Here is a 25,855-nt window from a genome sequence, read left to right on the forward strand (position 1 = left end):
GAAAACCGAACGCGCCGTTCCGCGAAAGCCATTCGCGGCCGACGAGACCAGCATGGCTTCTCCATGGCTGCCGAACGTTCCGGTGACACCGCGCGCGCTCCGTCCGTCAGGTCCGAGACTGTCTCGCTCCGTCCGGTCGGCACGCCGGGGCTCAGATGTCCGCGTCTGCCCGTGCGTTGATCGCACGCCCACACGGCGTGCCACGCCTGCACGCCCTGAGCCCTCAAGAGGGTGGCAGATGAGCGACCAGCTCCCATTCAACGATTCCACCGGCCACATCCCGGAGACCTTCACCAACACCACCGACGCCGCGGAGTCGGAAACCGATCGTGAGGGACGCAGCGACGAACTGCGGGTCCGCGCCGGCCAGATCACCAATCTGTCCTGGAAGCAGTACCAGGCCATCAGGCAACTCGCCGTCGGGCTTGGTCTGTCCGAGGAGATCGCGGCTACCATGCCGCTGATGGCCGCCGATCCTCAGGCCCTGATCGACCAGCTCAAGCGTCCACGGCGTGAGGTCCTCTCTCCCGGCGTCACCGGCATCACGGCGCAACTCGACGCCATGATCGCCTCACTGATCCGGGCACCGGAGAACCTGCGCATGGGCGAAGCCCGCTACAGCGGAGGTTTCCACCTCCCGCGTTATACAGCAGCCCCGGGCAACCGGGCGTGCGCCTTCGACCTGCGCGCCAGCAAGGATCTCGACACGGCCCACCAGGCTCTGTTTTCCGAACTCGCCAAGATCGACAGCCTGATCGACAACACCAACCCCTACGGCAGCGACATCAAGGACAACGGCGTCCGGCAAGGCGGCATCCTCTTCCCCCTCCTGATCGGCCTACCGGGACAGCCCTGGCTCGGGGGGTTCGAGACGGCCGACTGCTACGGCCGCACCTACTTCGTCCAGCAGTCGGAAGGCATCCTAGCCAGCACTGTCTTGGAGTGGCTGCGGATGGTGCCCACCACCGCCCAAGAACTGCGGACGCACCCACTGCAGCAGCGTCGGGCGGAACTGCTGTCGATCGCGGGCAAGGTGATCGCCGCCAACACATCCGTCACCAAGGCCGAGGAAGCCAAGCTGATGCGGGCGGTGATGCCGAACTGCAAGGTCGTCCTGACCGTGGATGGCACCACGACGATGGACGAAGCGCGCCGTCGCCTGGTGGCCCAGCAACACCTCGACCGTCCAACCACGTTCACCCCCGACACCGAGTGGCAGACCCGGGCGGAGGCGGTCCTGGAGGCCCTGCAGCAAAAGAACCTCCTGGCCACACCACCGGGCGTTCAGCCCGCCACGGTCAGGCAGTGGCTCGACCACCCGAAGGACGCAGCCAACGCGGACCTGTACGCGGACGACATCGCGGCGCTCGGGGTGTCCTCGCTGCTGTCCACCCCGAACACCCCATCGGACCGGGTGATCCGCAACGCCCTCAAGACCCGAGGTGTCACTGGCGCCGCGCGCTCCCAGGCCCGCTCCGAACTCACCGCCCATGTCGTGGCCCGGGCCATCACCTCCGACCACTCACGCGAAAGCCGCCGCTCGGCCCTGGAGCGCGCCCTGCGAATGACCGACCTGCGCGGCATGGGTGTCGACACGAGGCCAATCGAGGAAATCCTGGCCGACGCCCGCCAGGAGCAGACTGCGGCCGTCGCAGAACGATCCCGAGGACGAAACCCCGGCCTCGGCCCTGCCACTCAACAGATCGCGGTGCGTGCCGCCTTCTACCTCACCTGCGGCAAGGGCAACGATGGACCGGTCCTTCAACGCAGCGCGCACGGCGCTGGCAAGGGCGAGGCGCAGGAACCCGCCGAGCTGCTGCGCAGGCTCGCGCGTACCCCACAAGGACTCGAGCAACTCGCCCAGGCCATCCTAGATGGACGCCAAGGCCATCCGATTCGCCGCGTGGGAGAGGACCGGAAAGCCCAGACACACACAGCTCGCGCCGCAGACCAGGACGTGTTCACGGGCAAGGAACTGAGGGAACTGGCCCTGGCCAAGCCGGAAAAGATCGAGGATCCGTCCGCCTCCGCGCAGGTCGCCGAGGACACCGACGTCATCAGGGACGCGGTGGAGGAACTCGAAAGCAGCGTCGACCGCATGGGGGGCCGCAAGGACGACGACGCCGTGCTCCCGTATGTTGAGGACTGCGGCTGGCCCGACACACACAAGAGCGTCGAGAAGCTGGAGACGATCACCAAGAGGCTCGAGCGTTGGACGATGACCCACCGCATCGTGAACCGTGCCCGCGTCGACGATCAGGGTGTCCAGTGAGGGCCCCCGTGCGGTTCGACGCCGACCTGGCCGATCATGTCGACCGTCTCATGAGCATTGAAGTGCCCGGCCTGGGCGATCTGGGCAAGCCCAGCCCCTACGGGGTCGTTCGCGGATGGTCACTTCCCCGGCTCGTCCCCATGGCCGAGGTCTTGAACCGGAAACACTGGGCGCAGGTGCGCACCGGCGTCTACGCGGCGCTCACCAACGATGCGTTCGTGGCCTACGTCGGAAGTGTGCGCCGCCAGGAAGCCGCTCTGGCTCCCCGCATGCGACATCACTTCCGTATGGACCCCCGACGGCGGGAAACCTGGACCCAGTTAGCCCTGATAAACCTTCCCGACTCCCTGGAGGCCAAGGCGGTGCTGCGCTGCGAGGGCCGTGTCGGGCGCGCGCTGGACCCGCTCGACAACGAACGGCTGCCCGCCGTTCCGGGACGACGCCCCTGGCTGCCACGCGCTCGACAGGGATAGCAGAACCTCAACCGCCCGTGCCCGTCGCGCGGCCCAGACCAGTCAGTCCGAACTGGAAAAGTCGATCCAGTGTTCGGACGTGTGGGTGGCGCGGCGGGCGCGGGCCGCGTGCAGTGCGTCGATCGCGCCGCGGGGTGCGATGGCTGTCTAGGGTTGTCAACCTCATCCCAAGGTCGGCGGACTCAGAGCCGTTCTGGCGCCACCGGCCGGCGTTGGGCCCTGTAGCTCGTGATCTACCTCCATGCGCGAAGCCTAACGACGACCGGTGTCGAGACCGCGGTGGCGCTTTGCCCGTCGGGTCACTCCCTCTCAGGCCGGCTTCGGCTCCTCGGCGAATCCCTCCATGGCGAGCTGGGAGAAGCGGCTACATACTTGCTCGATTAGCGCTGTGCGATGTGCTGCGGCCCGGGACAACTTCTCGGGTACCTGCGCCCGCGCGGCGTCTAGGTACTCGCCCTTGAAGTCGTTCAGAGCCCGCTCCAGAGGATCGTCCTGGACCGCGCGGCGGCTGGCGGCGTCGAGCCGGGCGTGCACGGCATTGATCAGTGCCGCGTCCAAGTCGGCCTGCATACAGCGTGGCTTACACGTCGCTGTGCCCCGAAACTGTCCTCGCGTCGCACGGTGTACGTAACGGTGATGTCCGAGTCCGATACGCCGGCCAGACCGCACGGGGAGTCCTCGCGCAGTTCCCGTCGGACGTCCTCCTCCATCCCATCCCCCGGTAATCGAGGCACCGGACGCAGTGCTGGGAACCGACCGGCCGCTGGGCACCTGGCTACGCGCGCCCGCAGGCCACGGTGTACTTCAACGTACTGTTCCCCGAGGCCGACCAGTACAAGACCGACGAGGTCGCCGACGAGCAGCGTATCCGTCTCGACCTCGTCGCCGTCGCCCCCGTGACAGACGGCTTCCGCATCACCGCCTCGCATCCGGGCGGCGGGGCGCACACCTTCGTGGTCGACACGGTGCTCAGCAACATGGCCTCCAGGCCCGCTGCCCTGCCCGGCCTGATCACTAGGGCAGATGGATACTGCCCACCGGACAATTAGCATCCCCGCATCCTGGTCGCCGGCGGACCTGAAGAGCGCGAGGATGCAGCGCATCACCGTAGTCATGGGGGACGACGGCCGGGCCAGTCTCATCCCGTACTACGAGGCCCAGGCCGTGCTGAGCTGATCAGCCACCGCCGTTGGTGTCCCTGGTAACCGAGCGTGCCTCGCTGCTGACCTAAACCTCTCTCGGAACTGGATGTCGGCGTACCACAACCCAGCGGTGACGCTCACACCCGCAAGCGCGATCGCCACGACGGTATGCAGCCCGAATCTGGGCCGTGACCGGCCTGGCAGCAAGGAGGGGCAGCTCTCCCCACTGCCGGATCAGGAGGGCTGCAGGTGAAACCGCCAAAGGCGGAGGACATGCTCCCGCCCTTTGTCCCAGTAGTCGTCGGGGACAAGCTGGGTCATCAATGCCGGGCTGGGTTCCTGACGGAGAGCGGTGATGTCACCGTTCTCGGTGGTCGTGCTCATAAGAAAGCGCCGTGTGTAGACGCTGCTGAGCGCTCCAAAGAAGGCGAAACCCTGCTGGGTATAGGTGGCGAAGGCTTCCTCATCACCGTCAGGGGCAAGGTTGTAGTCCAGTCTGACGATACGGCCGTCACCGTCAGTGTGGGTTGCTTCCTCCGGCACCCATCCGGCGTACTGGGCGAGAAACCAAGCCAGTTTCTTTTCCACGGGATCGGTGATGACCTGTCCCGCGTTGGTCAGCTGGAGGCCGGTGACCGCGACCAGGCGCTCGCCCTCCTGGGCGTCTGGTCCAGTCGCCGGCTGCTCCTGTTCGGGGTCGAAGAGTACGGAGATGGTCAGTGGCCACGTCCCTGCGAGCGTAGCGTCACCGAGGAGAACCATCTCGTTGCCCTTCATGGCGGAAGAGATTGAAAGGCGCCGCTGCGCTCCCGCCTTCTCGAACCTGGAGGGATCGACAAGGGTCCACAGGTTGGGCCCGGCCCAGTAGTGGGCGTACAACAGGCGCCCGCCCGTCATACGGGCGTAAGCCTGTGCGGCGGCCATGTCATCGGCCCGTACTTTGACCTTCTTCTCCATGCCGGGCGCCACCGTCTTGACCTCGACCAGGAGCACAGTGCCGTCACGCAGCACGATCCTAAAGTCGGGCGGCAGCAGCTTGCCCTGGGCATCATCGAAGTAGTACAGCCCAGCATCCTCGGTCTTGATCAGTCGGACCACACCCAGCGCCACGGTCACTGCTTCAAAGGCGTACTGCGTCTGGTGACCCTGGAGCCGGGATACGTTGTCCAGCGACTCACGCAGCGCGCGGCTGATAGCCGCGATGGTCTCCGGGTGCTGGTCTCGCAGGAGTGCTGCTGTCTGGCCGTCCGGTGGTTCACCCAGGGCCAGCTCGATCAAGGGCAGAACCTCGATCCCCAGCTCACCTTTCCGGCCCCGTTTCAGCACCATGGTTCGGCCCCTCCCCGTCTCCGGCCGAAAGCCATTCTGTCACTGGCAGCAATGGACGAAGGCTGCCCGCCCGCCGGGGGGATGAGTGTTGCGGTGTTCCGATCGGAACACCGCAACACTCATACGTGCCTCATGTGCCTTCATGCCCTATGGAGCCCTGACTGCTCACGACGACGAAGCCCTGTCCACACGACGCGCCTGCGGCGCGTCGCGGCATCTTTCCGCCCACCGTCCCATCTCAACGAAGACAGTCCGCACAGGTCAACGCCCAGGAGTCGACAAACTTCGATGAGACAGGACAGCTCGTTCTCGGTGCGTCCGGGGTGGCGGAGCCCTACTGCGGAGCGACGAGCATGCGTTCCGTGCCGGGGGCCGCGCCGGTGCGGGCGTACATGCCGGTCTCCCCGTCGGGCCGGCGGACGACGAGGTCGTCGGGCCGGCCGTCGGAGTCGTAGCCGCCCGCGGTCATGACCGAGCCCTGGGACCAGACGCCGCCGGCCGAGGACATCGCGAGCTGCCCGCCGAGGCCGCGGGGGCCGACGTCCTGGAACTGGGAGACCCTTCCGTCCGACCAGCGCACCAGGGCGTCCCACCGGTCGCCTCCGGTGAACTGGCCCGCGGCGAGGAGGGTGGCGCCCTTCCAGGTGGCGTTCGGCTTCTGGAGCCGGTGTTCGGTGCCGAAGCCCTTGTCGCCGACCCCGGTGTAGTCGGTGACCTCCCCGTCGCTCCAGCGCACCAGCAGGTCGGTGACGTACGCGGCGGTCCCGAAGCCGCCCGCGGTGATCTGGGCGGCGTTCGTCCAGACGGAGCCGGCCCCGGCGAGCCTGGTCCCGCCCGCCAGACCCTTGGTCCCCACGTCAGGGAAGAGCCTGACCTCGCCCGAACCGAAGACGGCCAGCAGGTCCGAGCCGGTGCCGCCGGAGAAGTCGCCGCCGGTGAGGGACTTCACGTTCTTCCAGGGGCCGTTGGGCGCGGCGAGCCGGCGTTCGCCGGTGAAGCCGCCGTCGCCGTCGCCGGTGTAGAGGGTCACCTCGCCGTCGGTCCAGACGACGATCAGGTCGCCCTTGCCGTCCCCCGTGTACTCGCCCGAGGCCATCAGCCTGGCGTGGGACCAGGTCGCGCCGTCTCCCATGGAGTACGGCAGCGGCGGCTGCTCGTAGGACGTGCCGTGCGAGGTGGGGTGGTCGCTCTTCGCCTCCTCGTACAGGCGGAAGAACCAGTCGCCGTACATGGGGCTGTAGGTGAGCCAGTCGACGTCGGCGTCGTTGCCGCCGCCGTTGTAGCCGCCGACGTTGCCGATGATCGTGCCGGTGCCCTTCGACCAGTCGACCGCGGAGAACCAGGGGCCGCCGGAGACGCCACCCCACATGCCGCGGCATTTGGCCTGGATCTGGTAGAAGCCCGGCAACGCCTCCGTCTGCGCCGGGCAGCGCACGGCCTGGTCCTTCGGGTTGTGGCTGGACGGGTAGCCGACCATTGTGACCTTGTTCAGGTAGCCGGGTGTGCGCACCACCTTGTTCGCGCCCACCACGTCCTGCGCCTGCTCGCCGCTCGCCGAGGGCTCCAGCCGGCCGAAGGCGAAGTCGAGATCGGAGACCGGCTTCTTGCTTCCGTGCACGTACCGGTTGTCGGTGTACCAGCGGGAGATCCGGTAGAAGCCGAACGGTTGTTCGTCGAGCGGGTACGCGGCCGTGTACATGGGGACGAAGACGGCCTTGCCCCCGTCGCAGTGGCCGGCCGTCAGGATCAGGTCGTGCCCCGGGCTGTCCACCACGCTGGCGGAACACTTGTGGGCCCGCATCCGGTCGGTGGTCGGGTCCGTCGTGAAGCTGAAGATCGTGCCGACGGATCTCAGTCCTGGGGTGTGCTGGGCGGTCGGCATGACGGCCGCGGCGGCGGTGGGTCGTCCGGGCGGGGGCGGGCCGGCGGGCCGCGCGGGCTGGGCCGGGTCGGTGGCCGATGCCATGCGCTGCGGTGTCCAGAACCGGACGGCGTCGGCGTCCGACCAGTTCGGCTCGGCGGCGTGGGCGACGCTCGTCCCGCTCGACAGGAGCAGGGCGGTTCCGGCCGCCGAGACGACGAGGCGCGATATTCGTCTGCGTGAGATGGGCGAGGTAGGCAAGGAATGCTTTCTGGGTCGGGGAGGGAAGGCCGGCTTCCTCCGGATCGGAGGCGGCCCTGATGAGGCGCCGGGAAGGCGTGGCCGGAACCGGCGGACGAGGACACGGACCACCAGGGAAGGCGTGCGCCGGCCGGTGACCCACCCGTGGCAGGAGCGGGCCGCCGGTGCCGGGGCCGCCGTTACCCGGACGACGCCGTCGCGCGTGCGCGGCGGCGCACCACGACCACCGCGCCCAGGACGAGGACGGCCCCGGCGGCCGCGGCGGCGCCGACGGCGGGCCGGGAGTCGCCTCCGTGGCCGGCAGGCGCGCCGAGCACCGTGACGTGCCGCTCCGTGGTCTGCCGCCCGTGATGACTGACGGCGGTCAGCGGGTAGCGGCCCGCAGGCACGTCCTTCCGCACCCGTGCGTGGCCCGCGTACACCGTGCCGGGATCGTCGCACTTGCATCCGGGGTCGTCGGCGCTGCCCGTCCTGATGGTCACCGGGCCGTCGAAGATGGGTGACCTGACGGTGAGGGAGTCTTCCGGCGCTGGCCTCAGATCGACGAGGACGAGCCGGACGGCACTGCCCGGCCGCACCGGGGCGGACGTGTCGCCGCCCGGCAACTCCTTCGCGGGCCCGACGACGAACCGGGAGATCTCCGCCGCGTCCGCCGCCGCCACATCGAGGCTCGCGGTGGCGACCGTACGGCCGTGGGCGGCCGCCGTGACGGGGTAGGTGCCCGCGCGCAGCCCCGGCCGGACGACGGGTGCGGCGATCTCGTCCAGTTCCGTCGACCGCGTCGCGCCCTTCCGCACCGGGGCCAGGAAGACCGGCCGCTCCAGGGCCGGCGAGGTGACCGTGACCCTGTCCCAGCCCGGCGCCATGCCGTCGATGCTGAACCAGAGCGGGTCGCCCGCGGCCAGGAGCCTGCCTCCGGGCACGTGGTACTCCAGCCGGACGGCGGGGGTGGGGCTCCCGGACGCGGCCCGGCCCGCTCCGCCGGCCACTGCTCCCGGGGCCGCTCCCAGCAGGGACACTGCGACAAGGCCGACGGCGCTCAGGCCCCGGACCGCGTTACGGAACAACGATTCCCCTTCGGTGACCGACGGCCGGGCCGGTTCGCCCCCTCGATCCGTCGTCCAGGAAGAGGGCACGGGCCCGCGTCAGGTTGCGTGGCCCGGCTACCAGGGGCCGGACACTTCCGGCCGCAACTGTGGCTTCCACCATGGCCTCGGTGCTCGCGGCACTGATGGGATGCGCTGATGCGCAACGCCACCTCACTTCTCCCTGCCGTCGCCGCGCTCCTGCTGCTCGCGGCGTGCGTCCGGACCCGCGGGCGCACCAGAGGGGGGCGCGTCCGGAGCGGGCGCGTCCGCGGCCGGGGGCGGGTCCGGATTCGACGGGTCGGCCCGCCCGCCGGCCCTCAAGCCCGGTGAGAGCGCCGTGTCGGGCCTCATGTGGCGCGACACCACCGGGTCCGGCACCGCCGTCGACGTCCCGTACGTCAGGGTGCGGGCGAAGCGGGGCGCCGATCCGGGGACCATGACGCCGCACCTCGGTCTCGGCACCACCGGCAGGCCGGCCGTCCGCGCCTGGACGCGCCCGTCGTCGTAGACGCCATGAGGTCTCGGCGTCGCCTCAGCAACCGCAGGCGCCCGCGACCGGGGCGCTGAGCGGGTCGGCGTCGCGGCGCTCCGGCCCCTGCCAGGTCTCGTAGGCGAAGCCCTCGCGCACCCAGTACTCGAACCCGCCGAGCATCTCCTTGACCTGGTAACCGAGTTCGGCGAGGGCGAGGGCGGCACGCGTGGCGCCGTTGCAGCCGGGGCCCCAGCAGTAGGTGACGACGGGGACGGACCTGTCGAGCAGGGCCTCGGCCCGTTCGGGGACGAGGGCGGTGGGCAGGTGGACGGCGCCGGGGATGTGTCCCTGGTCCCAGGACTCGGTGGAGCGGGAGTCGACGAGGACGAATCCGGGGTCACCCGGGGTGCCGGGGGTGCGGGGAGCGGCGAGCACGGCGGCGACGTCGGCCACGTCGGCGTGGAAGCGGAGGGAGGCGCGGAAGTAGGCGGCGGCTTCCGCGGGGGCGGCGGGTGCGGTGCGGAGGACCGGGTTCGGGTTCCGGGTGGTCGTGGGCATGTGCGGGGCCTTTCTTGAGGCGGGGGCGCGGGGCCGTGCGGGGCTGTGCGGGGCTGTGGGGGGGCGATTGCGGGGGCTGTGCGGGGGTGGGGTGCGAGGGCGGGCGACCCGGCCGTTGACCCGGGCTCGAATCTACGGACCGGAACCGGCGCGCTGAAGGCGTGATCCACGGGGCCGGCGGCCGGGCGGCCGGGGAATCCGTGCTATTCCTCCTCCATGACCGCGATATCCCCGGACGCCATCGACTGGCGCATTCTCGATGTCCTCCAGCGCGACGGACGGACCAGCTTCGCCGACCTCGCACGCGCCGTCTCGATGTCGGCCAGCGCGGTCACGGAGCGCGTGCGGCGGCTGGAGGAGGCGGGGGTGATCAGTGGTTACGCGGCGGTCGTGGACCCGGAGCGGGTGGGGCTGACGATCATGGCGTTCGTGCGGCTGCGCTACCCGAACAGCAACTACAAGCCGTTCCACGACCTGGTCGAGGCGATGCCGGAGATCCTGGAGGCGCATCACGTGACGGGCGACGACTGCTTCGTGATCAAGGTGGCCGCGCGCTCGATGCGCCACCTTGAGGAGGTTTCCGGCCGGATCGGCGGCCTGGGCTCGGTGACGACCAGCGTCGTGTACTCGTCCCCGCTCCCCCATCGCCCCATCAGCGGCTAAACCCACAATGGAGGGCATTGCGGATGAATCGCCCTCCACCGGGGCATCTGCCCTGAAACCGCAGGTCACTGACGCAACATCACCCGAATGGACCACCCGACAGGCGCCATCTCATATCTGAGATAACCTCAGCCTCATGGCAGACGACTACCTCGTACGCATCGGCAAGCTCATCCGTGACGCCCGGCAACACCGGGGCTGGACACAGACGCAGCTCGCGGAGGCGCTCGGCACCAGCCAGAGCGCGGTCAACCGCATCGAGCGCGGCAACCAGAACATCAGCCTTGAGATGATCGCCCGCATCGGTGAGGCGCTGGACAGCGAGATCGTGTCGCTGGGCTACGCGGGCCCGATGCATCTGCGGGTCGTCGGCGGCCGCCGGCTGTCCGGCGCCATCGACGTCAAGACGAGCAAGAACGCCTGTGTGGCCCTGCTCTGCGCGTCCCTGCTGAACAAGGGCCGCACCGTGCTGCGCCGGGTCGCGCGCATCGAGGAGGTGTACCGCCTGCTGGAGGTGCTCAACTCCATCGGTGTGCGCACCCGCTGGATCAACGACGGGGTCGACCTGGAACTGGTCCCGCCGGCCGAGCTGGAGATGACGGCGATCGACGCCGAGGCCGCCGTACGCACCCGGTCCATCATCATGTTCCTGGGCCCGCTGCTGCACCGCATGGACCAGTTCAAGCTGCCGTACGCCGGCGGCTGCGACCTCGGCACCCGGACCATCGAGCCGCACATGATCGCGCTGCGCCGGTTCGGCCTCCAGATCGCGGCGACCGAGAACCAGTACCACGCGCAGGTGGACCGCACGATCCGCCCGGACCGCCCGATCGTCCTGACCGAGCGCGGCGACACCGTGACCGAGAACGCGCTGCTGGCCGCGGCGCGGCACGACGGCGTGACCGTCATCCGCAACGCGTCGTCCAACTACATGGTCCAGGACCTGTGCTTCTTCCTGGAGGCGCTGGGCGTGAAGGTGGAGGGCATCGGCACCACCACGCTGACCGTGCACGGCGTGCCCAACATCGACGTCGACGTCGACTACTCCCCCTCCGAGGACCCGGTCGAGGCGATGAGCCTGCTGGCCGCGGCGGTGGTCACCGAGTCCGAACTCACCGTGCGGCGCGTGCCGATCGAGTTCCTGGAGATCGAGCTGGCGGTCCTGGAGGAGATGGGCCTCGACCACGACCGTTCACCGGAGTACTTCGCGGACAACGGCCGTACCCGCCTGGTCGACCTCACGGTCCGCCCCTCCAAGCTGGAGGCGCCGATCGACAAGATCCACCCCATGCCCTTCCCGGGCCTGAACATCGACAACGTCCCGTTCTTCGCCGCCATCGCCGCGGTCGCCTCCGGCCAGACCCTGATCCACGACTGGGTCTACGACAACCGCGCGATCTACCTCACCGACCTCAACCGCCTCGGCGGCCGCCTCCAGCTGCTGGACCCCCACCGCGTCCTCGTCGAAGGTCCCACCCGCTGGCGCGCCGCCGAGATGATGTGCCCCCCGGCCCTGCGCCCCGCCGTCGTCGTCCTGCTGGCGATGATGGCGGCGGAGGGGACGTCGGTGCTGCGCAACGTGTACGTCATCAACCGGGGTTACGAGGACCTCGCGGAGCGGCTGAACTCGATCGGGGCGCAGATCGAGATCTTCCGGGACATCTGAGGGTTCTGTGCGAAAGGCGCCGTCAGACCCCACCGACCTGCATGGACATGCGAGGAAACGGGAGATGGCGGCGCCTGTGGGACTTCTCTGGGACTTTCGTCGGGGACCGAGGGCTTCGGGTCGCCGCGCGATTCCACATGGCGCGTCCCCGGAACACTCCCGAAGTGACAGAGCGCTGCTTGTCGATGAGCCGTTGGGATGCGTCGGGGTCGGACAAGGTGACGGAGCCCGTGAGCGGCCGGCCGGCGGCGGCACCCGTCATCGCCCTCGCGCGGGCAGTGGAGTCCCGGCTCTCCTCTGTAGAGGACACCGACGCGGCCTGGGAACGCGTACAGAAGCGACTGAGCGAGGAGTTCGGCAGGCTCCCGGAACAGGGCGTCGGGGGCGGTGAGGTGAGCGAACGGGGTGTAGTCGCTCAAGGTCATCCCGGCGCGTTCTTCCACCCCCGGTCACGGGCTCATGCGGGAGTCGCGCACACGCACTCCGCCCACACGGTCTTGCCCGGACCTTCGGGCCGGAGGTGCCAGCCCCAGCGGGTGGCGAGCGCCGCGACCAGGAGCAGCCCTCGGCCGCCGGTGTCCTCGGAGTCGGGGGCGGGCAGCGCTTCCGGTCGAGGTGGCGTGCGTTCGGTGCGGGTGTCGGTGACCTCGATCCTGACCGTGCGGGTGGGCGCGCTCACGTGCAGGAGCAGATGGAAGTCCCGACCGCGGACGTGGCCGTGCCGTACGGCGTTGGCGGTCAGCTCGCCGAGGACCAGCACGATCTCTTCGTGCGGGTCGGTGCCGTACGGGATGCCCCAGGTGTCCAGCCGGTGGGCGGCCAGTCGGCGGGCGAGGCGGGCACCGCGTGGGGTGGAGGTGAAACGCATCTCGAAGGTACGGCTCAAGTCGTCACCGAGGCCGCTGGGTTGGGGTGCGCTGATGGGGCTGGGGAGTCGGCTCGTCATGCCGACAACGGTGTCCCCGGTCGCGTAGCGTGACCAGTGGTGACGCACCGACGCGGGCCGTTGTACGCGTGAAGGTGGTGCGGGTACGAGGCGCGCGGCGTGACGAGGCCGCCGGGGCGGCGTTGGGCCAGGGAGGCGGTAGAGATGACCGAGGGCACGGACGAGAGGGCCGAGACCGTGGTGGCGGACGACTCGGGGCAGGCGACGGCGGACACGTCCGGCCAGGCCGTGGTCATCGCGTTCGGGCAGACGTTGAAGACGCTGCGGGTGCGGGCGGGCCTGGAGCGCGAGGAGTTCGGGCGGCGGATCGGATACTCGGCGTCCACGGTCGCGTCGTACGAGCAGGGGCGGCGGATTCCGTCACCCCGGACCATCGAGCGGGCGGACGAGGTCCTGGACGCGGGCGGGTTGCTGACGGTGTGGAAGGAGCAGGTGGAGCGGGCTCAGTATCCGGTGTTCTTCCAGGGGATGGCGGCGCTGGAGAAAGAGGCTCTTGAGCTACTCGCGTACGACACCCATGTGCTCAATGGTCTGCTCCAGACCGAGGAGTACACGCGGGCAGTCCTCAACATGCGGCGCCCGGTCCTGGACCAGGAGACCGTCGAGCAACGTGTGGCGGCCCGCATGGCCCGACAGGACATCTTCAACCGCTGGCCCGCGCCGCTACTGAGCTTCGTGCTCGAAGAGGCGGCCCTGCGACACCCCTGGGGCGGCAAGACGGTGCACCGCGGTCAGTTGGAACAACTGCTTCTGATCGCCGAAAAGCAGAACGTCGAGATGCAAGTCATGCCCACAGACCGCGAGTGCAACGCTGGCGTAGATGGCGCGTTCACGGTCATCACGCGCAAGGACGGAATGAGGTTCGTCTATACCGAAGTCCAGGGAACCAGCGCCCTCCAGACCGAGCCGGAGCAGACGACTCTCGCTGCCGCCCGCTATGGGATCATCCGATCACAGGCTCTCCCCTCGCGAGAGTCGCTCGACTTCGTGGAAAGGTTGCTGAGATCGCTATGAACAGCTCTGAGTCCTCAGCCGTAGCCTCCGACCTCACTTGGTTCAAGAGCAGCTACAGCGGAGCCGAGGGTGGCCAGTGCGTCGAGGCCGCGGCCGACACGGGAGTCGTATACATCCGTGACTCCAAGGCCGTGGCCGGACCCATTATCCGTGTGTCTCACGAAACGTGGGCGGGGTTCGTCAGGAAGGCCTGACGGTCGTACGTCAAAGCGTGAGCCCTGCCGCCCGCTCAAGGACGGCAGGGCTCACGCGTCACGGCTACCGTGCCCAGGGTGATCCACGGTGGCGCGCGTCGAGGCGGGCAGGAGCCGTGGCCGTGAGGGACGCCGGGCCGGCCGGCGTCGACCGGACCCTTGGTGAGGAGCGCGGTCACCTGTCACGATCCGGCCGTGGTCAAACTTTCGAAGATCGCGAGGCAGGCAGACGTCCTCCTCGACTTGATGGGCGTGGCGGTCGGTTCGCTGCTGCTGGTGATCGGCATCGGGACCTACCGCGACGGTGGGTCCGTGGGCTGGCCCATCGCCGGATCAGTGCTTTTCTTGGTCGACCTCTGGGTAGCCCGGCGTCGATTCGCCCGGCGCAGGAAGCCGACTCCGTCGTTGTAGGGCCGCGCCTCTGAACCGCCCACGCGCCGGAAGTCCCTCCGTCGCGGCTTTGACCGGGGCTTCGTCGTCTTCGCGGTGTTGTCCGGTCCGGTCATCTCCCTGACGTGGGTGCCCGTCATGACCGCCCCGGTACCGCGTGACGAACCGTCACGCACGAGCGCCCGGGGGTCGGAGCCACAGCGCTACGGATCGGAGGGCCACTGACATCAACGGCCCGGCAGGGAACGGTGAGGGTGAGCGCGTGGACGACGCAGGGACGAGGCCACAGGCCCGAGACCCGTGCGGGCCCGGAAGGCCGCGGTGTCGCCGGAGGCATGGAGGCATCGACCACGTGCGTTCGCGGCACCCCGCACCCGTGGACGCGGTGCACCGGCGACCGGCGGAAGCGGCGAGTTCGCGTCCGACGCCGACGTGGTGGCGGGGTACTCCCCGTGGAGGAGGGCCTGTCATCCCGCGTGCGGATGCGGGGGCGTCTCGGGGTGCGCACGATGGAGGCCATGGTGAAGACCGACGCGTTACCCGATGTTCCCCGTTGGGCCGTCCTCGCCGCCCACACCGTGCCCCTTGTCACCCTGCCGTCCGGCCTGTGGCGGATCGCCCAGGTCGCCGGGCTCCCGGTGGCCGAGCAGTCGGGCCGCAACGGTCGCGAGGCCGTCGTGGCCGTCTCGCTGACCTTGATCACAGAGGGTCTCGCGCTGCTCACGCTCGGACTGGTACGGCCGTGGGGCGAGGTCGCACCGCGCCGGCTCCCGCTCATCGGCGGACGTCGCGTCAACGCGCTCGCGGCGGCGGCCTCGGCCATGCTCGGGGCGGCGGTGCTCTGCGCCACGGTCGGGTGGTTCGCCTGGACCCAGGCGGCAGGGCTGATGGAGCGCGTCACGCGGACGCCGGCCCAGCAAGTGCTCCTCGTGGTCTGCTACGCCCCGCTGCCGGCCTGGGCGCCCCTCCTCGCGGCCACGGCGCTCGCGTACTACCGGCGCAGGACGACCACGTCATCAGCGGGTCACCCGCCCCCTTCCCCCTGACGACGTGTGCGGGACGCGGTGGGCTGCCGCTCGGCGGCCGTACTCGTCCACGCGTCCGGGAGGGGCGCGAGGACAGCGGAGACGACCGTGCCGGAAGAGGCCATGACGTCGGACACGAATCGCGGCCGCCCGATGCCGAGTCGGCGCAGCGCCGCCCCGTGGTCGGCGGCGACGACGAGGGAGACGACGAGGAGGAGAAGCTGCCACAGGGCCATCACCGGTCGGCGCGTCGTGCGGGGCAGGTCCATCAGGGAGGCGTGCAGTCGCTCGCAGTGGAACGGGACGTGGCGCTGCTCGTCGGACAGGATCCGTCCCGCCACGTCCGAGGTGAGCGCGTCGTGGCTCCCGTCACGCAGGGCCCGGTAGTAGCGCAGTGCCACCACCTCGGCGATCATCAGCACCAGAAGCTCCATGCGCAGGCCCATGAGCCGCCGCAGTCGGACGAAGACCGCGTCGCTCCAGTGGCCGGTCAGCGTCGGTACACCGCCCGCGGCCAACAGCCGGGCCAGCAGACGGGCGTGGTGCTGCTCCTCGGCGACGAAGAGCCGGACCGCCCGCGCGTAGTCGCCGTCGCCCGCCGCGTCGGCCTTGCCGACGAGGTTGGCGCCGTCGCCGTCCTCGCCGATCTGGAAACGCTGGATGCCGGCCCACACCGCCGGATGCAGTGTCGCGCCCCGCGCCCAGTCCGGTTCGCCCCGGGCGCGCCTGCGCTCGCGCTCCTCCTCGAACCGCCTCGTCCACTGGGCGAAGCCTCCCGTACGCACCCGGTCTCCCCTCTCCGGGGCCCAGCCGTTGTGCCCCGGAGAGGGACGACGCCGGCAGGCAGCGGACCGTTCCCCCGCCCACCGCAGCAAGCCGATCGGCACGGCGGCTCTCTTCTGCCGGCCGGGCCGACGAGCGCAGCGGCTGCGGCGCCTGCCCGGCGGCTGGATGCTCGCGGGTGCCGGCGGACGGGACCGGTATCGTTTGCCGGCTCCGTGCGACAGGCGATGACGGATCTGGGGAGGATCATGAGCGGGATCAGCGGGCGAAGACGCCTGGCGGTCGTGGGGTTGTTGGCCTTCGGGGTGACAGCTTGCGGTGGCGGGCACGGCGGAGGTGGCCCGGCGGCGAAGGGAGCGGTCGGACGGGGTGCGGAGCGGCATGTGCGGGTGCTGTCGCAGGAGCAGCTCGAAGACGACGTCGTGGACGCTCATGACCTGCCCGGAGTCCGGGTGAACGCGATCGGGACCGGCGCGAGGGGTCTGGGGAGCGATGTCGTCCGTGCCGACCGCGGAACGGACACCGCACCCTCCTCGTGCGCGCCGGTCAGCGCCGTGCTGAACGGGGCCAGCGCGTACACACCCGTCGGGAGCGTGGTGCGCGTCGCGGGCAGGAAGGGACACTCCGCGATCCTCACCCTGGTGTCGTACCGCCCCGCGGATGCCGCTCGGGCGATCGGCGAGCTGCGCACGGCCTTGAAGACCTGCGTGGGATTCACGCGGGACACCATGAACGTGACCTGCGAGGACATCGAGGTCACCGACGCGCCGGCGCAGGGGGACGAGGGGGTCGCCTTCCGGTTCGCGACCGTCATGGGCTCCGGTACGGACAGCTTGAGGGTTCCCACCAGCGTGGCCGCCGTACGTCACGGGTCAACGGTGGCGGTCTACAAGGCGATCTCCGACGTTCCCGGCAAGCCGGCGGACATCCCCGGCGACCTCGTCGACGCCCAGTCGAAGGTGCTGGACGCCGCCGTGCGCGCCGCTCCGGTCAGCGGGTGAAGCGGGGGACGAGGGAGAGGACCGTCGCCGCCGCCTCCTGCCGGCCGTTGTCGGTGGCCGACGCGTGGCCGGGACCCGCGTTTCGTGGATTCCGGTGACCGCGTGCCCGTCGCGGGCCCGCGACTCGCAGGAGGCGTCGGCGAGGGACCGCGGGGCCGTCCGGTCCTTCTCTCCGGAGACGATCAGGAGGAGCCGCGGTCGACGGCGGGCGTGCGAGGAGAGTCCACGGGGTTCGTGAACTCACGCGGGAGCGGGCGGGGGTCTGTCCGGGGGCGGACATCGCCGGGACCCCCGTCCATGGACACGGGAGGTGTGCTCGACCGGCGCCATTCCGTCGGCGACATCCCGTAGGCCCGCCGGAACGCGCGGCTGAAGTGCGCCGGGTTGACGAACCCCCAGCGGTGCGCCACGGCGGAGACGGACAGCCGTCCGCGGTGTACGAGTTCGCGCCGGCACTCCTCCAGGCGGCGCTGCCGGATCCAGCGGCCGAGGGTGGTGCCCTGGGTGGCGAAGAGCTGGTGGACGTGGCGCACCGAGACGAAGTGGGCGGCAGCGATCGTCCCGGGTGACAGGCCGGGGTCGGCCAGGTGGTCGTCGACGTACCGCCGGATGCGGGCGACCAGCGGGTCCGCGGGGCCGGACCCGGGACCGGCCGCGGAGTCGATGCTGCGCTCGGTCACGAGGGTGGCCAGCAGGTCGGCCGTATGGCTCGCCAGCCGTTCCGCGAGCCAGTCCGGGCACGGTCGTACGGTCGAGGCGAGGGAGCGGAGCATCGGGGACAGGAGCGCGGCCGCACCACCGTCCCGGGGCCGGATCGGCACCGCGACGACGCGCCGCAGGTCGGTCGCGGACACCGCCAGCGCGCCCTGCGGCACTCTGAAGACGTGCATCCTGATCGGCCCCTCGTGCGCCAACTCCCAGGGGCTGGCGGGATCGTTGAGGATCATGTCCCCCGGTGCCAGTTCGGCGCTGCGGTCGCCCTGGGTGAGGACCGTGGCTCCCGCGTCCTGCACGCTGAGCACGACCGTCCCCGGTGCCGGTGCGCCGTTCGGCCAGTTCGCCCCCGGGCCGGGCGCGCCGCTCGACCGCCCCGTCCCCGGCTCCGGTCCCGGCCGGGCCGTCCCCTGCGTGCCGCCGGGCTCCCGCACGAGGGTGGAGACCTGGAGGAACCCCAGACCCGAAGTGCGTACATCCGACACCATGTTCCCCGCCTTCACGACCGTACCGGCTTTCACCTCCACCCTGCCGCGGCGCGGGGAGCCGCGAATCAGGGAAAGTCCCCAGTCGTCGGGTGCGCCACCCCGGGGACGGCGCGTTCGCTCGGCGGCGGAGGCGTGAAGACCGAGGTCCGCTAGGGTTCGATCATGCTCTTGTACGATCGGGGGACCGAGCGGGCTGCCTTGGACGGCTTGCTCGGCAGGGCGCGCGAGGGCCTCAGCGGAGTCGTCGTCCTGCGCGGCGGTGCCGGCATCGGCAAGACGGCTCTGCTGGAGTACGCGGTCGCCCGCGCCTCCGGTTTCCGGGTCAGCCAGGTCGCCGGGGTCGAGGTGGAGCAGGAGCTCGGCTTCGCCGGCCTCCACCGTCTGCTGCTGCCCTTCCTGTCCCGCCGGGGGCGGCTGCCCGCGCCCCAGCGGGACGCGCTGGAAACGGCGTTCGGGATGAGCGAGGCGCCGCCCCCGGACCGGTTCCTCGTCGGGCTGGCCGCCCTGACCCTGCTCGCCGATGTCGCCGCCGAGCAGCCGCTGCTCATCGTCTGCGACGACGCCCAGTGGGTGGACCGGGAGTCGCTCGACGTCCTCGCGTTCGTCAGTCGCAGGCTGCACGCCGACGCCATCGTGATGCTGTTCGGCGTCCGGGAGGCCGACGTACCGCGCACCCCCTTCGGTGCCCTTCCCGAACTGGAGCTCGCCGGGCTGCCGGACCCGGACGCGCTGGCGCTGCTCACGGCGCGGGTGGACGGGGGGATCGACCGCGTCGTGGCACGGCGGATTCTCACCGAGACGGCCGGGAACCCGCTGGCCATCAGGGAGTTGGCCCGCTCGGTGGCGGCCGGAGAGCTGACCGAGGGCGAGCCGCTGCCCCTCGATCGCCGGGTCGAGGCCCGCTTCCTGGCCCAGGTGCGGGGGCTGCCGCCGCTCGTGCGCACCGTGCTGCTGACGGCCGCGGCCGACCCCACCGGGGACGCCGACCTGGTGCGTCGCGCCGTACAGCGGCTGCGGCCCGCCACCGACGACGAGCGAGCACGGCGGGTATCTCGCCCAGGCGGCCTTCCTGCAACGCGCCGCGGAACTCTCCCCGCAGGGCTTCACCCGTGACGTACGGCTGCTCGCCGCCTGCGCGGCGGCGCTGACGGCCGGTGCGCCGTACCGGGCCGAGCAATTGCTGGAGTTGCTGTCGCCGGACCACGGGACCCCCCGGATCGACGCGCAGGCACGGCGGTTCCACGGACTGATCTCCGTGCTGCTCGGCCGGGACGACGCGGTGGACAGCCTCCTGGCGGCCGCGCGCATCCTGCTGGCGACGGACCCGCGGGCCGCCCACGACACGCTGCTGGAAGCCATCGACGCCGTGTGCGTGGCCGGGAACGCGGGGGCCGGCGCCGGGACACCCGCCGAGACCGCGGGGACGACCGGGAAGGCGCGGACCGGGGCGGATGCCCCCGCCGACGCCGTGGACGCGGCCGGACGCGCACGGGACCGGAACAGCACATCCGCCGACACCACCGACACGGCCCGGGGCGCGTCGGCCGGGGCCGGAGCATCCCTCGGTACCGGGCACGCGCGGGGCGGGGCCGGTGCCCTGGAGATCGCCCGCAGCGCGCTGGACGCGCCGCCGGTCCCGGGCGAGCCCGGCGTGGCGGACTTGTTGCTGGCCGGGCACGCGACGCTGATCGCCGTGGGCCATCCGGCCGCCGCGCCGATCCTGTGCGCCGCGCTCACCGCCATGCAGGCCGAGCGGGCCGAGTTCACGGACGCCGCCCGGTGGATCCTGCTGGGGATGATCGGCGCGATCGAGCTGTGGGACCTCGACACGCTCGGCGCCTGCGCCCGGCGGTACGCCGCCGCGGCACGCGGCCAGGGCGCGCTGCGGATGCTTCAGGTGGCGGCGCACGCCCTGGCGACCTGGGAGTTGTTCCGCGGGAACCTCTCCGCCGCCGAGGAGCACTTCGCCGAGTTCAAGGACGTCTCGGAGGCGACCGGCGCGGACCCCCGCCGCTCGCACCCCAGCGATGTCATGCTGCACGCGTGGCGGGGCGACGACGAGCGCACGCGCGCGGCGGTGGCGGCCCTGGTGGGACCCGACTCCGGTCGCGCGGGCGGCCTCCAGGTGCAACTGGCCCGTTCCTCACTGGCGTTGCTCGAACTCGGCCACTGCCACTACCGGGAGGCACAGGCGGCCGCGCAGGCCGTCTTCGAGCAGGACCCGCCGCACTTCGGCGGCCTCGCCCTCGCGGACCTGGTCGAGGCCGCCGTACGCAACGACGACCGCGACACGGCCGAGCGCGCGCTGGCCCGGCTCGCCGAGCGGGCGGTCGCGAGCGGCACACCCTGGGCGATGGGCCTGCTGGCCCGCGGCCGGGCCCTGCTGGCCGCCGACGCGGAGCCCCTGTTCGAAGAGGCCCTCGCCCACCTCGCCCCCGCGGGGCTGACCCCCGAGGTGGCGCGCACCCGCCTGCTGTACGGCGAGTGGCTGCGCCGCCGTCGCCGCCGGCAGGAGGCCAGGGAACAACTCCGGGCGGCGCACGAGCTGTTCGTCCGCATGGGCGCGGCGGCCTTCGCCGAGCGGGCGCGCCTGGAACTGACCGCGACGGGCGGTCGTACCCCCGCGCACGCCCCCGAGAGCGACCCCGGGCTCACCCCGCAGGAGGCACGGGTGGCCCGGCTGGCGGCCGAGGGGGCCACGAACCAGGAGATCGCGGCCGCGTTGTTCCTCAGCGCGAGCACGGTCGAGTACCACCTGGCGAAGGTCTTCCGGAAACTGGGCATCGGCTCGCGCCGCAGGCTCCGCGAGGTGCTGCCTCCGTGACGGTGCCACGCCGGTGAGGCCGCGCGGAGTCGGCTCACGGCGAGCGACGGGTGACGCTCTCCGGGCCGGGTCAGGCCGCCAGCTGGACTTCGGTGCCCGGGGCGGCGCCCGGGTAGGCGTCGACGACCAGGTTGAGCTGGCGCTGCATGTACCAGATGTTCAGACCGAAGACGAAGGCCAGCCACATGCTCACGGCGGGGCTGCACGTCACCGGCAGGCCGGCCGCGCGCTGGGCGTTCGCGATGGCCTTGCCCGTGTTGTGGTACGAGACCAGCGGGGCGATCAGGGTCCAGCCCAGGAAGAACAGGACCAGCATGCTGCCCGCGGGGTTGAGGGTCTGGCGTCTGTCGAACTCCTGCAACTCCTTGTGGATCTTGTAGTACCACACCAGCTGGTAGATCCCGAGCGTGACGATCGGCAGGCCCAGCCACACGGCCACGGGCCCCCGGCGCTTCATCGCCAGACCCGGCAGGCGGGTCATGGCAGGGGCGCCGGCACCGGCACCGGGCACGACCGCTCCGCCGGTCGCGAACGGCGCGCTCGTGCCGGAATCGGTGGTGGGCTTGTTCTCGTCCATGTGGTGGGCTCCTTCGGCTGGTTCGACGCTCCGACCGAGGAGCATGACAGCAAGTGAAGGATCTGTGAAGATAGTTGGCGGTTCAATGAAGAGTCGTCACGTCTTCGTGATCCAGAACCCGTCTCAGGTTGTGCTCCGCGATCGCCTTCATCAGCCTCGCGGTGCGGAAAGTCGCCGTCCAGGAGGCGCAGGGGGCCCTCGGTGAGGGAGCGGCGGTGGGCCAGCGCGCAGAAGGCGAGGCGGGGGTGGTCCAGGGCGGCTGGGAGAGCGGGGCGTGAGTGTCGGTCAGGCGGACGCGCAGGTAGGCGTGTTCCCATTCGGCGTCGAAGTACAGGGTGCCTTTATGTCGATCAGGACGGGGGCGCCCGAGGGGTCCACCAGGACGTGGTCGGGGCCCCGTTCGCCGTGGACGACGCGGTGGGCGGCCCGGGGGCGGACCGCGGAGGCTTCTCGGTGGACGTCCGTATCGGTGGACGGGTCCGTCCGTGGGGACCTCCTCCCCGCCGATCGGTGCGGGCAGAGCGGCCCGGCGAGGCCCCAGCCCCACCCGCCGCGCCCTCGCGCCCTCGCGCCCTCGCGCCCTCGCGCCCTCGCGCCCTCGCGCCCTCGCGCCCTCGCGCCCTCGCGCCCTCGCGCCCTCGCGCCGACCATGCTCAGCCCATCCCCGTGCGCCTGCCCACCAGCCCCGAGCCACCCCCCGCCCCGCACCACCACCAGCCCCGGTGCACCCCGTCCTCCCGCTCAGCCCGCCACGACCGCCTCCGCCGCCGCCACCCCGCATACCCGGGCGGCGCCGTACGTGGCGATGTGCAGGGCACCCCGCGGTGCCGCCTGGGGCAGGCCCATCTCCACGACGACGGTGTCGGGGCGGGCGGCGAGGAGGGTGTCGAGGGCGGAGCGCATCCAGGCGTGGCGGTGTTCGTCGCGGACGACGGCGACGATCCGGCGGTCACCCGCGGCGGCGAGGGCGAGGGTGCCCGCGTCCGTGCCGGTGAAGGAGCCGTCGGCGCTGCCGGGCACCAGGCGTCTCAGCTCGGCGGCCACGCCCCAGGGGGTCTGGTCACCGACGGCGATGTTGGGCTCGGGGATGAACCGGGCCACGTAGACAGGTCCGTTGACGGGAGCGGCGGCACCGGACCGGGTCACCCGCAGCGCCCGCCGGGCCGCTGTGAGGCCGATCTCCGGTGCCGGCTCCGTCCGTGCCGCGTCCTCGCGCGTGCCGGCCGTCCAGCGGGCCAGCTCGCGCACCCGGGCGGCCGCGTCGGCGAGCCGTTCCTCGGGCAGTTCGCCGGAGCGTACGGCGGCCACGAGCGCGTCGCGCAGGCCGAGAACCGTACCCTCGTCGCACAGTCCGCCGCCCACGCAGATGGCGTCGGCGCCGGCCGCGATGGCGAGGACCACGCCGTGCTCCAGGCCGTAGGTTCCGGAGATGGCGCGCATCTCCATGCCGTCGGTCACGATCAGCCCCTCGTAACCGAGTTCGCCGCGCAGCAAGTCGGTGAGGACGCGACGGGAGAGGGTGCCGGGGCGGTCGGGGTCGAGAGCCGGGACGAGGATGTGCGCGCTCATGACGGCCCGGCTGCCGGCGGCGATCGCCGCGCGGAAGGGCGGCAGTTCGCGCGTGAAGAGGGTCTCCGCGTCGACGTCGATGCGGGGTACGGCGTGGTGGGAGTCGATGTTGGTGTCGCCGTGGCCCGGGAAGTGCTTGGTGCAGGCGGCGACGCCGGTGGACTGCAGGCCCTCGACCCAGGCGGCGGTGTGCCGGGCGACGAGGTCGGTGGCGGCGCCGAAGGAGCGGACGCCGATGACGGGGTTGTCGGGGTTGGCGTTGACGTCGGCGGAGGGCGCCCAGTCGAAGTTGACGCCGCAGGCGGCCAGCCGGCGCCCCAGTTCGCGGGCGACGGCACGGGTCAGGTCGGCGTCGTCCACGGCGCCGAGGGCGTGGTTGCCGGGGAAGGCGGAGCCGGTGCGCACGTCCAGGCGGGTGACGTCGCCGCTCTCCTCGTCGATGGCGACCAGCAGATCGTCCCGCTCGGACCGCAACTGGGCGGTCAGCGCGGTCACCTGGGCCTCCGTGACGACGTTGCGGCCGAACAGGGCGACGGAGGCGAGGCCCTCACCGAGGCGGCGGCGCACCCAGTCGGGGGCGGTGGTGCCGTCGAAGCCCGGCTGGAGCACCGCGAGGGCGTCGCGGGTGAGGGTGTCAGGGCCGGTGGCGAGTGTGGTCATCGGGCGTCATCCCTTCACGGCGCCGTCGGTCAGACCGCTGACAGCCTTGCGTTGCAGGAAGATGAAGAGGATCAGGATGGGCAGCGCGAACAGGGACGAGGCGGCCATGGTGGCGCCCCAGTCGTCGCCGAAGGCGGTCTGGAACTGGGACAGCCACAGCGGCAGGGTCTGCTTCTCGATGTCCTTGTTGAGGATCAGGACCAGCGGGAACTCGTTCCAGGCGGTGATGAACCCGAACAGCGAGGTCGCCATCAGGCCGGGCGCGAGCAGCGGGAAGATCACCTTGCGGAAGGCCTGGAAGCGGGTGCAGCCGTCGACCATCGCCGACTCCTCCAGCTCCTTGGGCACGGCGGCGATGTAGCCGCGCAGTGTCAGGACCGTGAGGGGCAGCACCATCATCGCGTAGAAGACGGTGAGCGGCACCAGGCTGTTCAGCATGTCGCCGTCGCGCACGATCATGTAGATGGCGATGATCATGACCTCCCAGGGGGCCATCTGCGCCAGCATGAAGGTGACGACGAACCCGCGCCGCCCCTTGAACCGCATCCGCGCGAGCGCGAAGGAGGCGAGCAGCGCGACGACGAGCGACAGCAGCACCGAACAGAGCGTCACCGTGACGGAGTTGCCGACCAGCGTCCAGAAGTGGTCGGCGTGCACCGCCTTGTCGAAGTGGTCGAAGGTGAGGTGGGTCGGGAACCACACCGGGTTCTCGGCGATGATGTCGCCGGTCGGTTTGAAGGCCGTGGCGAACATCCAGTAGACGGGGAACACGAAGCCGACGAAGAGGACGGCGGCGGTCGCGTTGGGCCAGATGCGGCCGAAGAGCGAGCGCTTCACAGCTCGTCCTCCTCTTGCTTGAGCACCATGCGCAGGTAGTACGAGGTGATGACGAGCAGGACCAGGATGGTCAGGAAGGAGATCGCCGCGCCGACCCCGAAGTGCTGGTTGCCGACCCCCTCGACGTAGGCGTAGATCGGCAGGGTCTCGGTGAGGCGGTCGGGGCCGCCCTCGTTCATGGCGAAGACCTGCGGGAACGCCTTGAAGACCCAGATGACCTCGAGGAAGGTCGTGGAGTAGAGGAAGGGCCGCAGGAAGGGCAGGGTCACCGAGGTGAAACTCCGCCAGGCGCCGGCTCCGTCCAGGGCGGCGGCCTCGTACAGTTCCTTGGGGATGGTGGTCGTCGCGGCGTAGAGGTTGATCGCGACGAACGGGACCGACTGCCACACGATGAGCAGGACGATCACGGAGAAGGTGGAGAACTGGCCGCCCATCCAGTTGTAGTCGGCCATGGAGTGCCAGCCCAGCTTGTCCAGCACCCAGTTGACGACGCCGAAGCGCTGGGCGAACAGCCACTGGTAGACGGTGGTGGCCGCGATGTAGGGCATGGCCCAGGCGAGGACGAGGCCCACCAGGAGGGTGAGGCGCGTCTTCTTGCCGAGGCGGGCCAGCAGCAGTCCGATCAGGGTGCCGATCACCATGATCAGGACGACGTTGGCGGCCGTGAGGAAGACCGAGCGCTCGACGACCTTCCGGAAGTCCGGACCGGTCAGGACCTGCTGGTAGTTGTGGAAGCCGTTCCACTCGGTGAGGTGCTGGATGAGCTGCCGCGGGTTGAGGTTCTGGAACGACAGCATGCCGTTCTTGACCAGCGGCCAGCCCAGCAGGACCAGTGTGGCCGCGAGCGCGGGCAGCAGGAGGAGATAGGGAGCGGCGGCGGGGCGGCCGGCCGGGGACCGGGAGGCCCGGTCCGCGCCGCGCGGCGGCGCCGGCACCCGGCCCTTGCGGACAGCGGGCCCCCCGGCCGTGTCCGTGCCTTCGGTCTGCACTGACATGAGTCGTCATCTCTTCCGTGGCCGTACGGCATCCGTGTGCCCTGCGGGCGCCA

25 protein-coding genes are annotated in these 25,855 nt (G+C 70.9%); 13 read left to right on the top strand and 12 right to left on the bottom strand.

The window, feature by feature from the left end; translation table 11 throughout:
• The first annotated feature begins 238 nt into the window (after window positions 1-238).
• A complete protein-coding gene (locus QSK45_RS03495; protein WP_285553053.1) occupies window positions 239-2,272 on the top strand; it encodes a hypothetical protein in 2,034 nt (677 codons plus the stop codon).
• Window positions 2,273-2,280: 8 nt separating this feature from the next.
• The gene (locus QSK45_RS03500; protein WP_285553055.1) at window positions 2,281-2,745 is read left to right on the top strand and encodes a hypothetical protein; all 465 of its coding nucleotides are present in this window, start codon (window positions 2,281-2,283) and stop codon (window positions 2,743-2,745) included.
• Between the two features lie 309 nt (window positions 2,746-3,054).
• On the opposite strand, the gene QSK45_RS03505 is transcribed toward QSK45_RS03500, so the two are convergent.
• Window positions 3,055-3,315, bottom strand: coding sequence for a hypothetical protein (locus QSK45_RS03505; protein WP_285553057.1), 261 nt, complete (start codon window positions 3,313-3,315; stop codon window positions 3,055-3,057).
• 227 nt (window positions 3,316-3,542) lie between these two features.
• Between QSK45_RS03505 and QSK45_RS03510 the strand changes: the two genes are divergently transcribed.
• Window positions 3,543-3,794 carry a hypothetical protein gene (locus tag QSK45_RS03510; protein WP_285553059.1) on the top strand — a complete coding sequence of 84 codons (252 nt, stop codon included), beginning with the start codon at window positions 3,543-3,545 and terminating at the stop codon, window positions 3,792-3,794.
• A 327-nt stretch (window positions 3,795-4,121) separates the two neighbouring features.
• Here the strand turns inward: QSK45_RS03510 and QSK45_RS03515 are convergent, their stop codons facing one another.
• The 3 genes from QSK45_RS03515 to QSK45_RS03525 form a co-directional block, all read right to left on the bottom strand.
• Entirely contained in the window at window positions 4,122-5,216 is a 1,095-nt protein-coding gene (locus tag QSK45_RS03515; protein WP_285553061.1) for a hypothetical protein, read from the bottom strand.
• A gap of 334 nt (window positions 5,217-5,550) precedes the next feature.
• Window positions 5,551-7,338: a trypsin-like serine peptidase gene (locus QSK45_RS03520; RefSeq protein ID WP_285553063.1), complete on the bottom strand. Its 1,788-nt coding sequence runs from the start codon at window positions 7,336-7,338 to the stop codon at window positions 5,551-5,553.
• Window positions 7,339-7,517: 179 nt separating this feature from the next.
• Window positions 7,518-8,405 carry a hypothetical protein gene (locus QSK45_RS03525; protein ID WP_285553065.1) on the bottom strand — a complete coding sequence of 296 codons (888 nt, stop codon included), beginning with the start codon at window positions 8,403-8,405 and terminating at the stop codon, window positions 7,518-7,520.
• A 358-nt stretch (window positions 8,406-8,763) separates the two neighbouring features.
• On the opposite strand from QSK45_RS03525, the gene QSK45_RS03530 reads away from it, so the two are divergent.
• Entirely contained in the window at window positions 8,764-8,934 is a 171-nt protein-coding gene (locus tag QSK45_RS03530) for a hypothetical protein (protein WP_285553067.1), read from the top strand.
• Window positions 8,935-8,958: 24 nt separating this feature from the next.
• Here QSK45_RS03530 and QSK45_RS03535 read toward each other — a convergent pair whose 3' ends face one another.
• Window positions 8,959-9,456, bottom strand: coding sequence for a rhodanese-like domain-containing protein (locus tag QSK45_RS03535; protein ID WP_285553069.1), 498 nt, complete (start codon window positions 9,454-9,456; stop codon window positions 8,959-8,961).
• A gap of 216 nt (window positions 9,457-9,672) precedes the next feature.
• On the opposite strand from QSK45_RS03535, the gene QSK45_RS03540 reads away from it, so the two are divergent.
• A complete protein-coding gene (locus QSK45_RS03540; RefSeq protein ID WP_285553071.1) occupies window positions 9,673-10,119 on the top strand; it encodes an Lrp/AsnC family transcriptional regulator in 447 nt (148 codons plus the stop codon).
• Between the two features lie 136 nt (window positions 10,120-10,255).
• The gene (locus QSK45_RS03545) at window positions 10,256-11,785 is read left to right on the top strand and encodes a helix-turn-helix domain-containing protein (RefSeq protein ID WP_285553072.1); all 1,530 of its coding nucleotides are present in this window, start codon (window positions 10,256-10,258) and stop codon (window positions 11,783-11,785) included.
• A gap of 457 nt (window positions 11,786-12,242) precedes the next feature.
• On the opposite strand, the gene QSK45_RS03550 is transcribed toward QSK45_RS03545, so the two are convergent.
• Complete coding sequence (locus tag QSK45_RS03550) at window positions 12,243-12,731, bottom strand: ATP-binding protein (protein WP_285553073.1); 489 nt, start codon at window positions 12,729-12,731, stop codon at window positions 12,243-12,245.
• A 144-nt stretch (window positions 12,732-12,875) separates the two neighbouring features.
• Between QSK45_RS03550 and QSK45_RS03555 the strand changes: the two genes are divergently transcribed.
• From QSK45_RS03555 to QSK45_RS03570, 4 genes are all read left to right on the top strand, one after another.
• Window positions 12,876-13,745 carry a helix-turn-helix domain-containing protein gene (locus QSK45_RS03555; protein WP_285553074.1) on the top strand — a complete coding sequence of 290 codons (870 nt, stop codon included), beginning with the start codon at window positions 12,876-12,878 and terminating at the stop codon, window positions 13,743-13,745.
• A complete protein-coding gene (locus tag QSK45_RS03560; RefSeq protein ID WP_285553075.1) occupies window positions 13,742-13,939 on the top strand; it encodes a DUF397 domain-containing protein in 198 nt (65 codons plus the stop codon). Before QSK45_RS03555 ends, QSK45_RS03560 begins: the two co-directional genes overlap by 4 nt.
• A gap of 195 nt (window positions 13,940-14,134) precedes the next feature.
• Entirely contained in the window at window positions 14,135-14,350 is a 216-nt protein-coding gene (locus tag QSK45_RS03565; protein WP_285553077.1) for a hypothetical protein, read from the top strand.
• A gap of 497 nt (window positions 14,351-14,847) precedes the next feature.
• Window positions 14,848-15,375, top strand: coding sequence for a hypothetical protein (locus tag QSK45_RS03570; protein ID WP_285553078.1), 528 nt, complete (start codon window positions 14,848-14,850; stop codon window positions 15,373-15,375).
• On the opposite strand, the gene QSK45_RS03575 is transcribed toward QSK45_RS03570, so the two are convergent.
• Window positions 15,354-16,139, bottom strand: a complete 786-nt coding sequence (locus QSK45_RS03575) for a ferritin-like domain-containing protein (RefSeq protein ID WP_285553079.1) — start codon at window positions 16,137-16,139, stop codon at window positions 15,354-15,356. The genes QSK45_RS03570 and QSK45_RS03575 overlap by 22 nt on opposite strands.
• 381 nt (window positions 16,140-16,520) lie before the next feature.
• On the opposite strand from QSK45_RS03575, the gene QSK45_RS03580 reads away from it, so the two are divergent.
• The gene (locus tag QSK45_RS03580; RefSeq protein ID WP_285553081.1) at window positions 16,521-17,138 is read left to right on the top strand and encodes a hypothetical protein; all 618 of its coding nucleotides are present in this window, start codon (window positions 16,521-16,523) and stop codon (window positions 17,136-17,138) included.
• A gap of 182 nt (window positions 17,139-17,320) precedes the next feature.
• Here the strand turns inward: QSK45_RS03580 and QSK45_RS03585 are convergent, their stop codons facing one another.
• Window positions 17,321-18,340 carry a helix-turn-helix domain-containing protein gene (locus tag QSK45_RS03585; protein WP_285553083.1) on the bottom strand — a complete coding sequence of 340 codons (1,020 nt, stop codon included), beginning with the start codon at window positions 18,338-18,340 and terminating at the stop codon, window positions 17,321-17,323.
• Window positions 18,341-18,502: 162 nt separating this feature from the next.
• Here QSK45_RS03585 and QSK45_RS03590 point away from each other — a divergent pair, with 162 nt between their 5' ends.
• Both QSK45_RS03590 and QSK45_RS03595 read left to right on the top strand, forming a co-directional pair.
• Window positions 18,503-19,453: an AAA family ATPase gene (locus QSK45_RS03590; protein ID WP_285553085.1), complete on the top strand. Its 951-nt coding sequence runs from the start codon at window positions 18,503-18,505 to the stop codon at window positions 19,451-19,453.
• Between the two features lie 64 nt (window positions 19,454-19,517).
• Window positions 19,518-21,164 carry a LuxR family transcriptional regulator gene (locus QSK45_RS03595; RefSeq protein ID WP_285553086.1) on the top strand — a complete coding sequence of 549 codons (1,647 nt, stop codon included), beginning with the start codon at window positions 19,518-19,520 and terminating at the stop codon, window positions 21,162-21,164.
• A gap of 70 nt (window positions 21,165-21,234) precedes the next feature.
• Here QSK45_RS03595 and QSK45_RS03600 read toward each other — a convergent pair whose 3' ends face one another.
• The 4 genes from QSK45_RS03600 to QSK45_RS03615 all read right to left on the bottom strand — a co-directional run bounded on the left by QSK45_RS03600 (window position 21,235) and on the right by QSK45_RS03615 (window position 25,802).
• Window positions 21,235-21,741 (bottom strand): DUF4234 domain-containing protein, encoded by a 507-nt coding sequence (locus QSK45_RS03600; RefSeq protein ID WP_285553088.1) that lies wholly within the window; start codon window positions 21,739-21,741, stop codon window positions 21,235-21,237.
• A 741-nt stretch (window positions 21,742-22,482) separates the two neighbouring features.
• Window positions 22,483-23,970, bottom strand: a complete 1,488-nt coding sequence (locus QSK45_RS03605; RefSeq protein ID WP_285553090.1) for a glycoside hydrolase family 3 protein — start codon at window positions 23,968-23,970, stop codon at window positions 22,483-22,485.
• Window positions 23,971-23,976: 6 nt separating this feature from the next.
• Complete coding sequence (locus tag QSK45_RS03610) at window positions 23,977-24,807, bottom strand: carbohydrate ABC transporter permease (RefSeq protein WP_285553091.1); 831 nt, start codon at window positions 24,805-24,807, stop codon at window positions 23,977-23,979.
• Window positions 24,804-25,802 carry a carbohydrate ABC transporter permease gene (locus tag QSK45_RS03615; RefSeq protein ID WP_285553092.1) on the bottom strand — a complete coding sequence of 333 codons (999 nt, stop codon included), beginning with the start codon at window positions 25,800-25,802 and terminating at the stop codon, window positions 24,804-24,806. The genes QSK45_RS03610 and QSK45_RS03615 overlap by 4 nt, the downstream gene beginning before the upstream one ends.
• Window positions 25,803-25,855 lie beyond the last annotated feature (53 nt).

Source organism: Streptomyces hygroscopicus subsp. hygroscopicus (genome assembly GCF_030269125.1).
Taxonomy (GTDB): Bacteria; Actinomycetota; Actinomycetes; order Streptomycetales; family Streptomycetaceae; genus Streptomyces; species Streptomyces hygroscopicus_C.

Bases quoted from the DNA above. Each gene is read 5' to 3' on its own strand.
- QSK45_RS03590 (WP_285553085.1), top strand. From the start codon at position 18,503: ATGCTCTTGTACGATCGGGGGACCGAGCGGGCTGCCTTGGACGGCTTG.
- QSK45_RS03550 (WP_285553073.1), bottom strand. From the start codon at position 12,731: ATGACGAGCCGACTCCCCAGCCCCATCAGCGCACCCCAACCCAGCGGC.
- QSK45_RS03495 (WP_285553053.1), top strand. From the start codon at position 239: ATGAGCGACCAGCTCCCATTCAACGATTCCACCGGCCACATCCCGGAG.
- QSK45_RS03505 (WP_285553057.1), bottom strand. From the start codon at position 3,315: ATGCAGGCCGACTTGGACGCGGCACTGATCAATGCCGTGCACGCCCGG.
- QSK45_RS03605 (WP_285553090.1), bottom strand. From the start codon at position 23,970: ATGACCACACTCGCCACCGGCCCTGACACCCTCACCCGCGACGCCCTC.
- QSK45_RS03570 (WP_285553078.1), top strand. From the start codon at position 14,848: ATGGTGAAGACCGACGCGTTACCCGATGTTCCCCGTTGGGCCGTCCTC.
- QSK45_RS03515 (WP_285553061.1), bottom strand. From the start codon at position 5,216: ATGGTGCTGAAACGGGGCCGGAAAGGTGAGCTGGGGATCGAGGTTCTG.
- QSK45_RS03540 (WP_285553071.1), top strand. From the start codon at position 9,673: ATGACCGCGATATCCCCGGACGCCATCGACTGGCGCATTCTCGATGTC.
- QSK45_RS03585 (WP_285553083.1), bottom strand. From the start codon at position 18,340: ATGGTGTCGGATGTACGCACTTCGGGTCTGGGGTTCCTCCAGGTCTCC.
- QSK45_RS03560 (WP_285553075.1), top strand. From the start codon at position 13,742: ATGAACAGCTCTGAGTCCTCAGCCGTAGCCTCCGACCTCACTTGGTTC.
- QSK45_RS03545 (WP_285553072.1), top strand. From the start codon at position 10,256: ATGGCAGACGACTACCTCGTACGCATCGGCAAGCTCATCCGTGACGCC.
- QSK45_RS03535 (WP_285553069.1), bottom strand. From the start codon at position 9,456: ATGCCCACGACCACCCGGAACCCGAACCCGGTCCTCCGCACCGCACCC.
- QSK45_RS03615 (WP_285553092.1), bottom strand. From the start codon at position 25,802: ATGTCAGTGCAGACCGAAGGCACGGACACGGCCGGGGGGCCCGCTGTC.
- QSK45_RS03555 (WP_285553074.1), top strand. From the start codon at position 12,876: ATGACCGAGGGCACGGACGAGAGGGCCGAGACCGTGGTGGCGGACGAC.
- QSK45_RS03600 (WP_285553088.1), bottom strand. From the start codon at position 21,741: ATGGACGAGAACAAGCCCACCACCGATTCCGGCACGAGCGCGCCGTTC.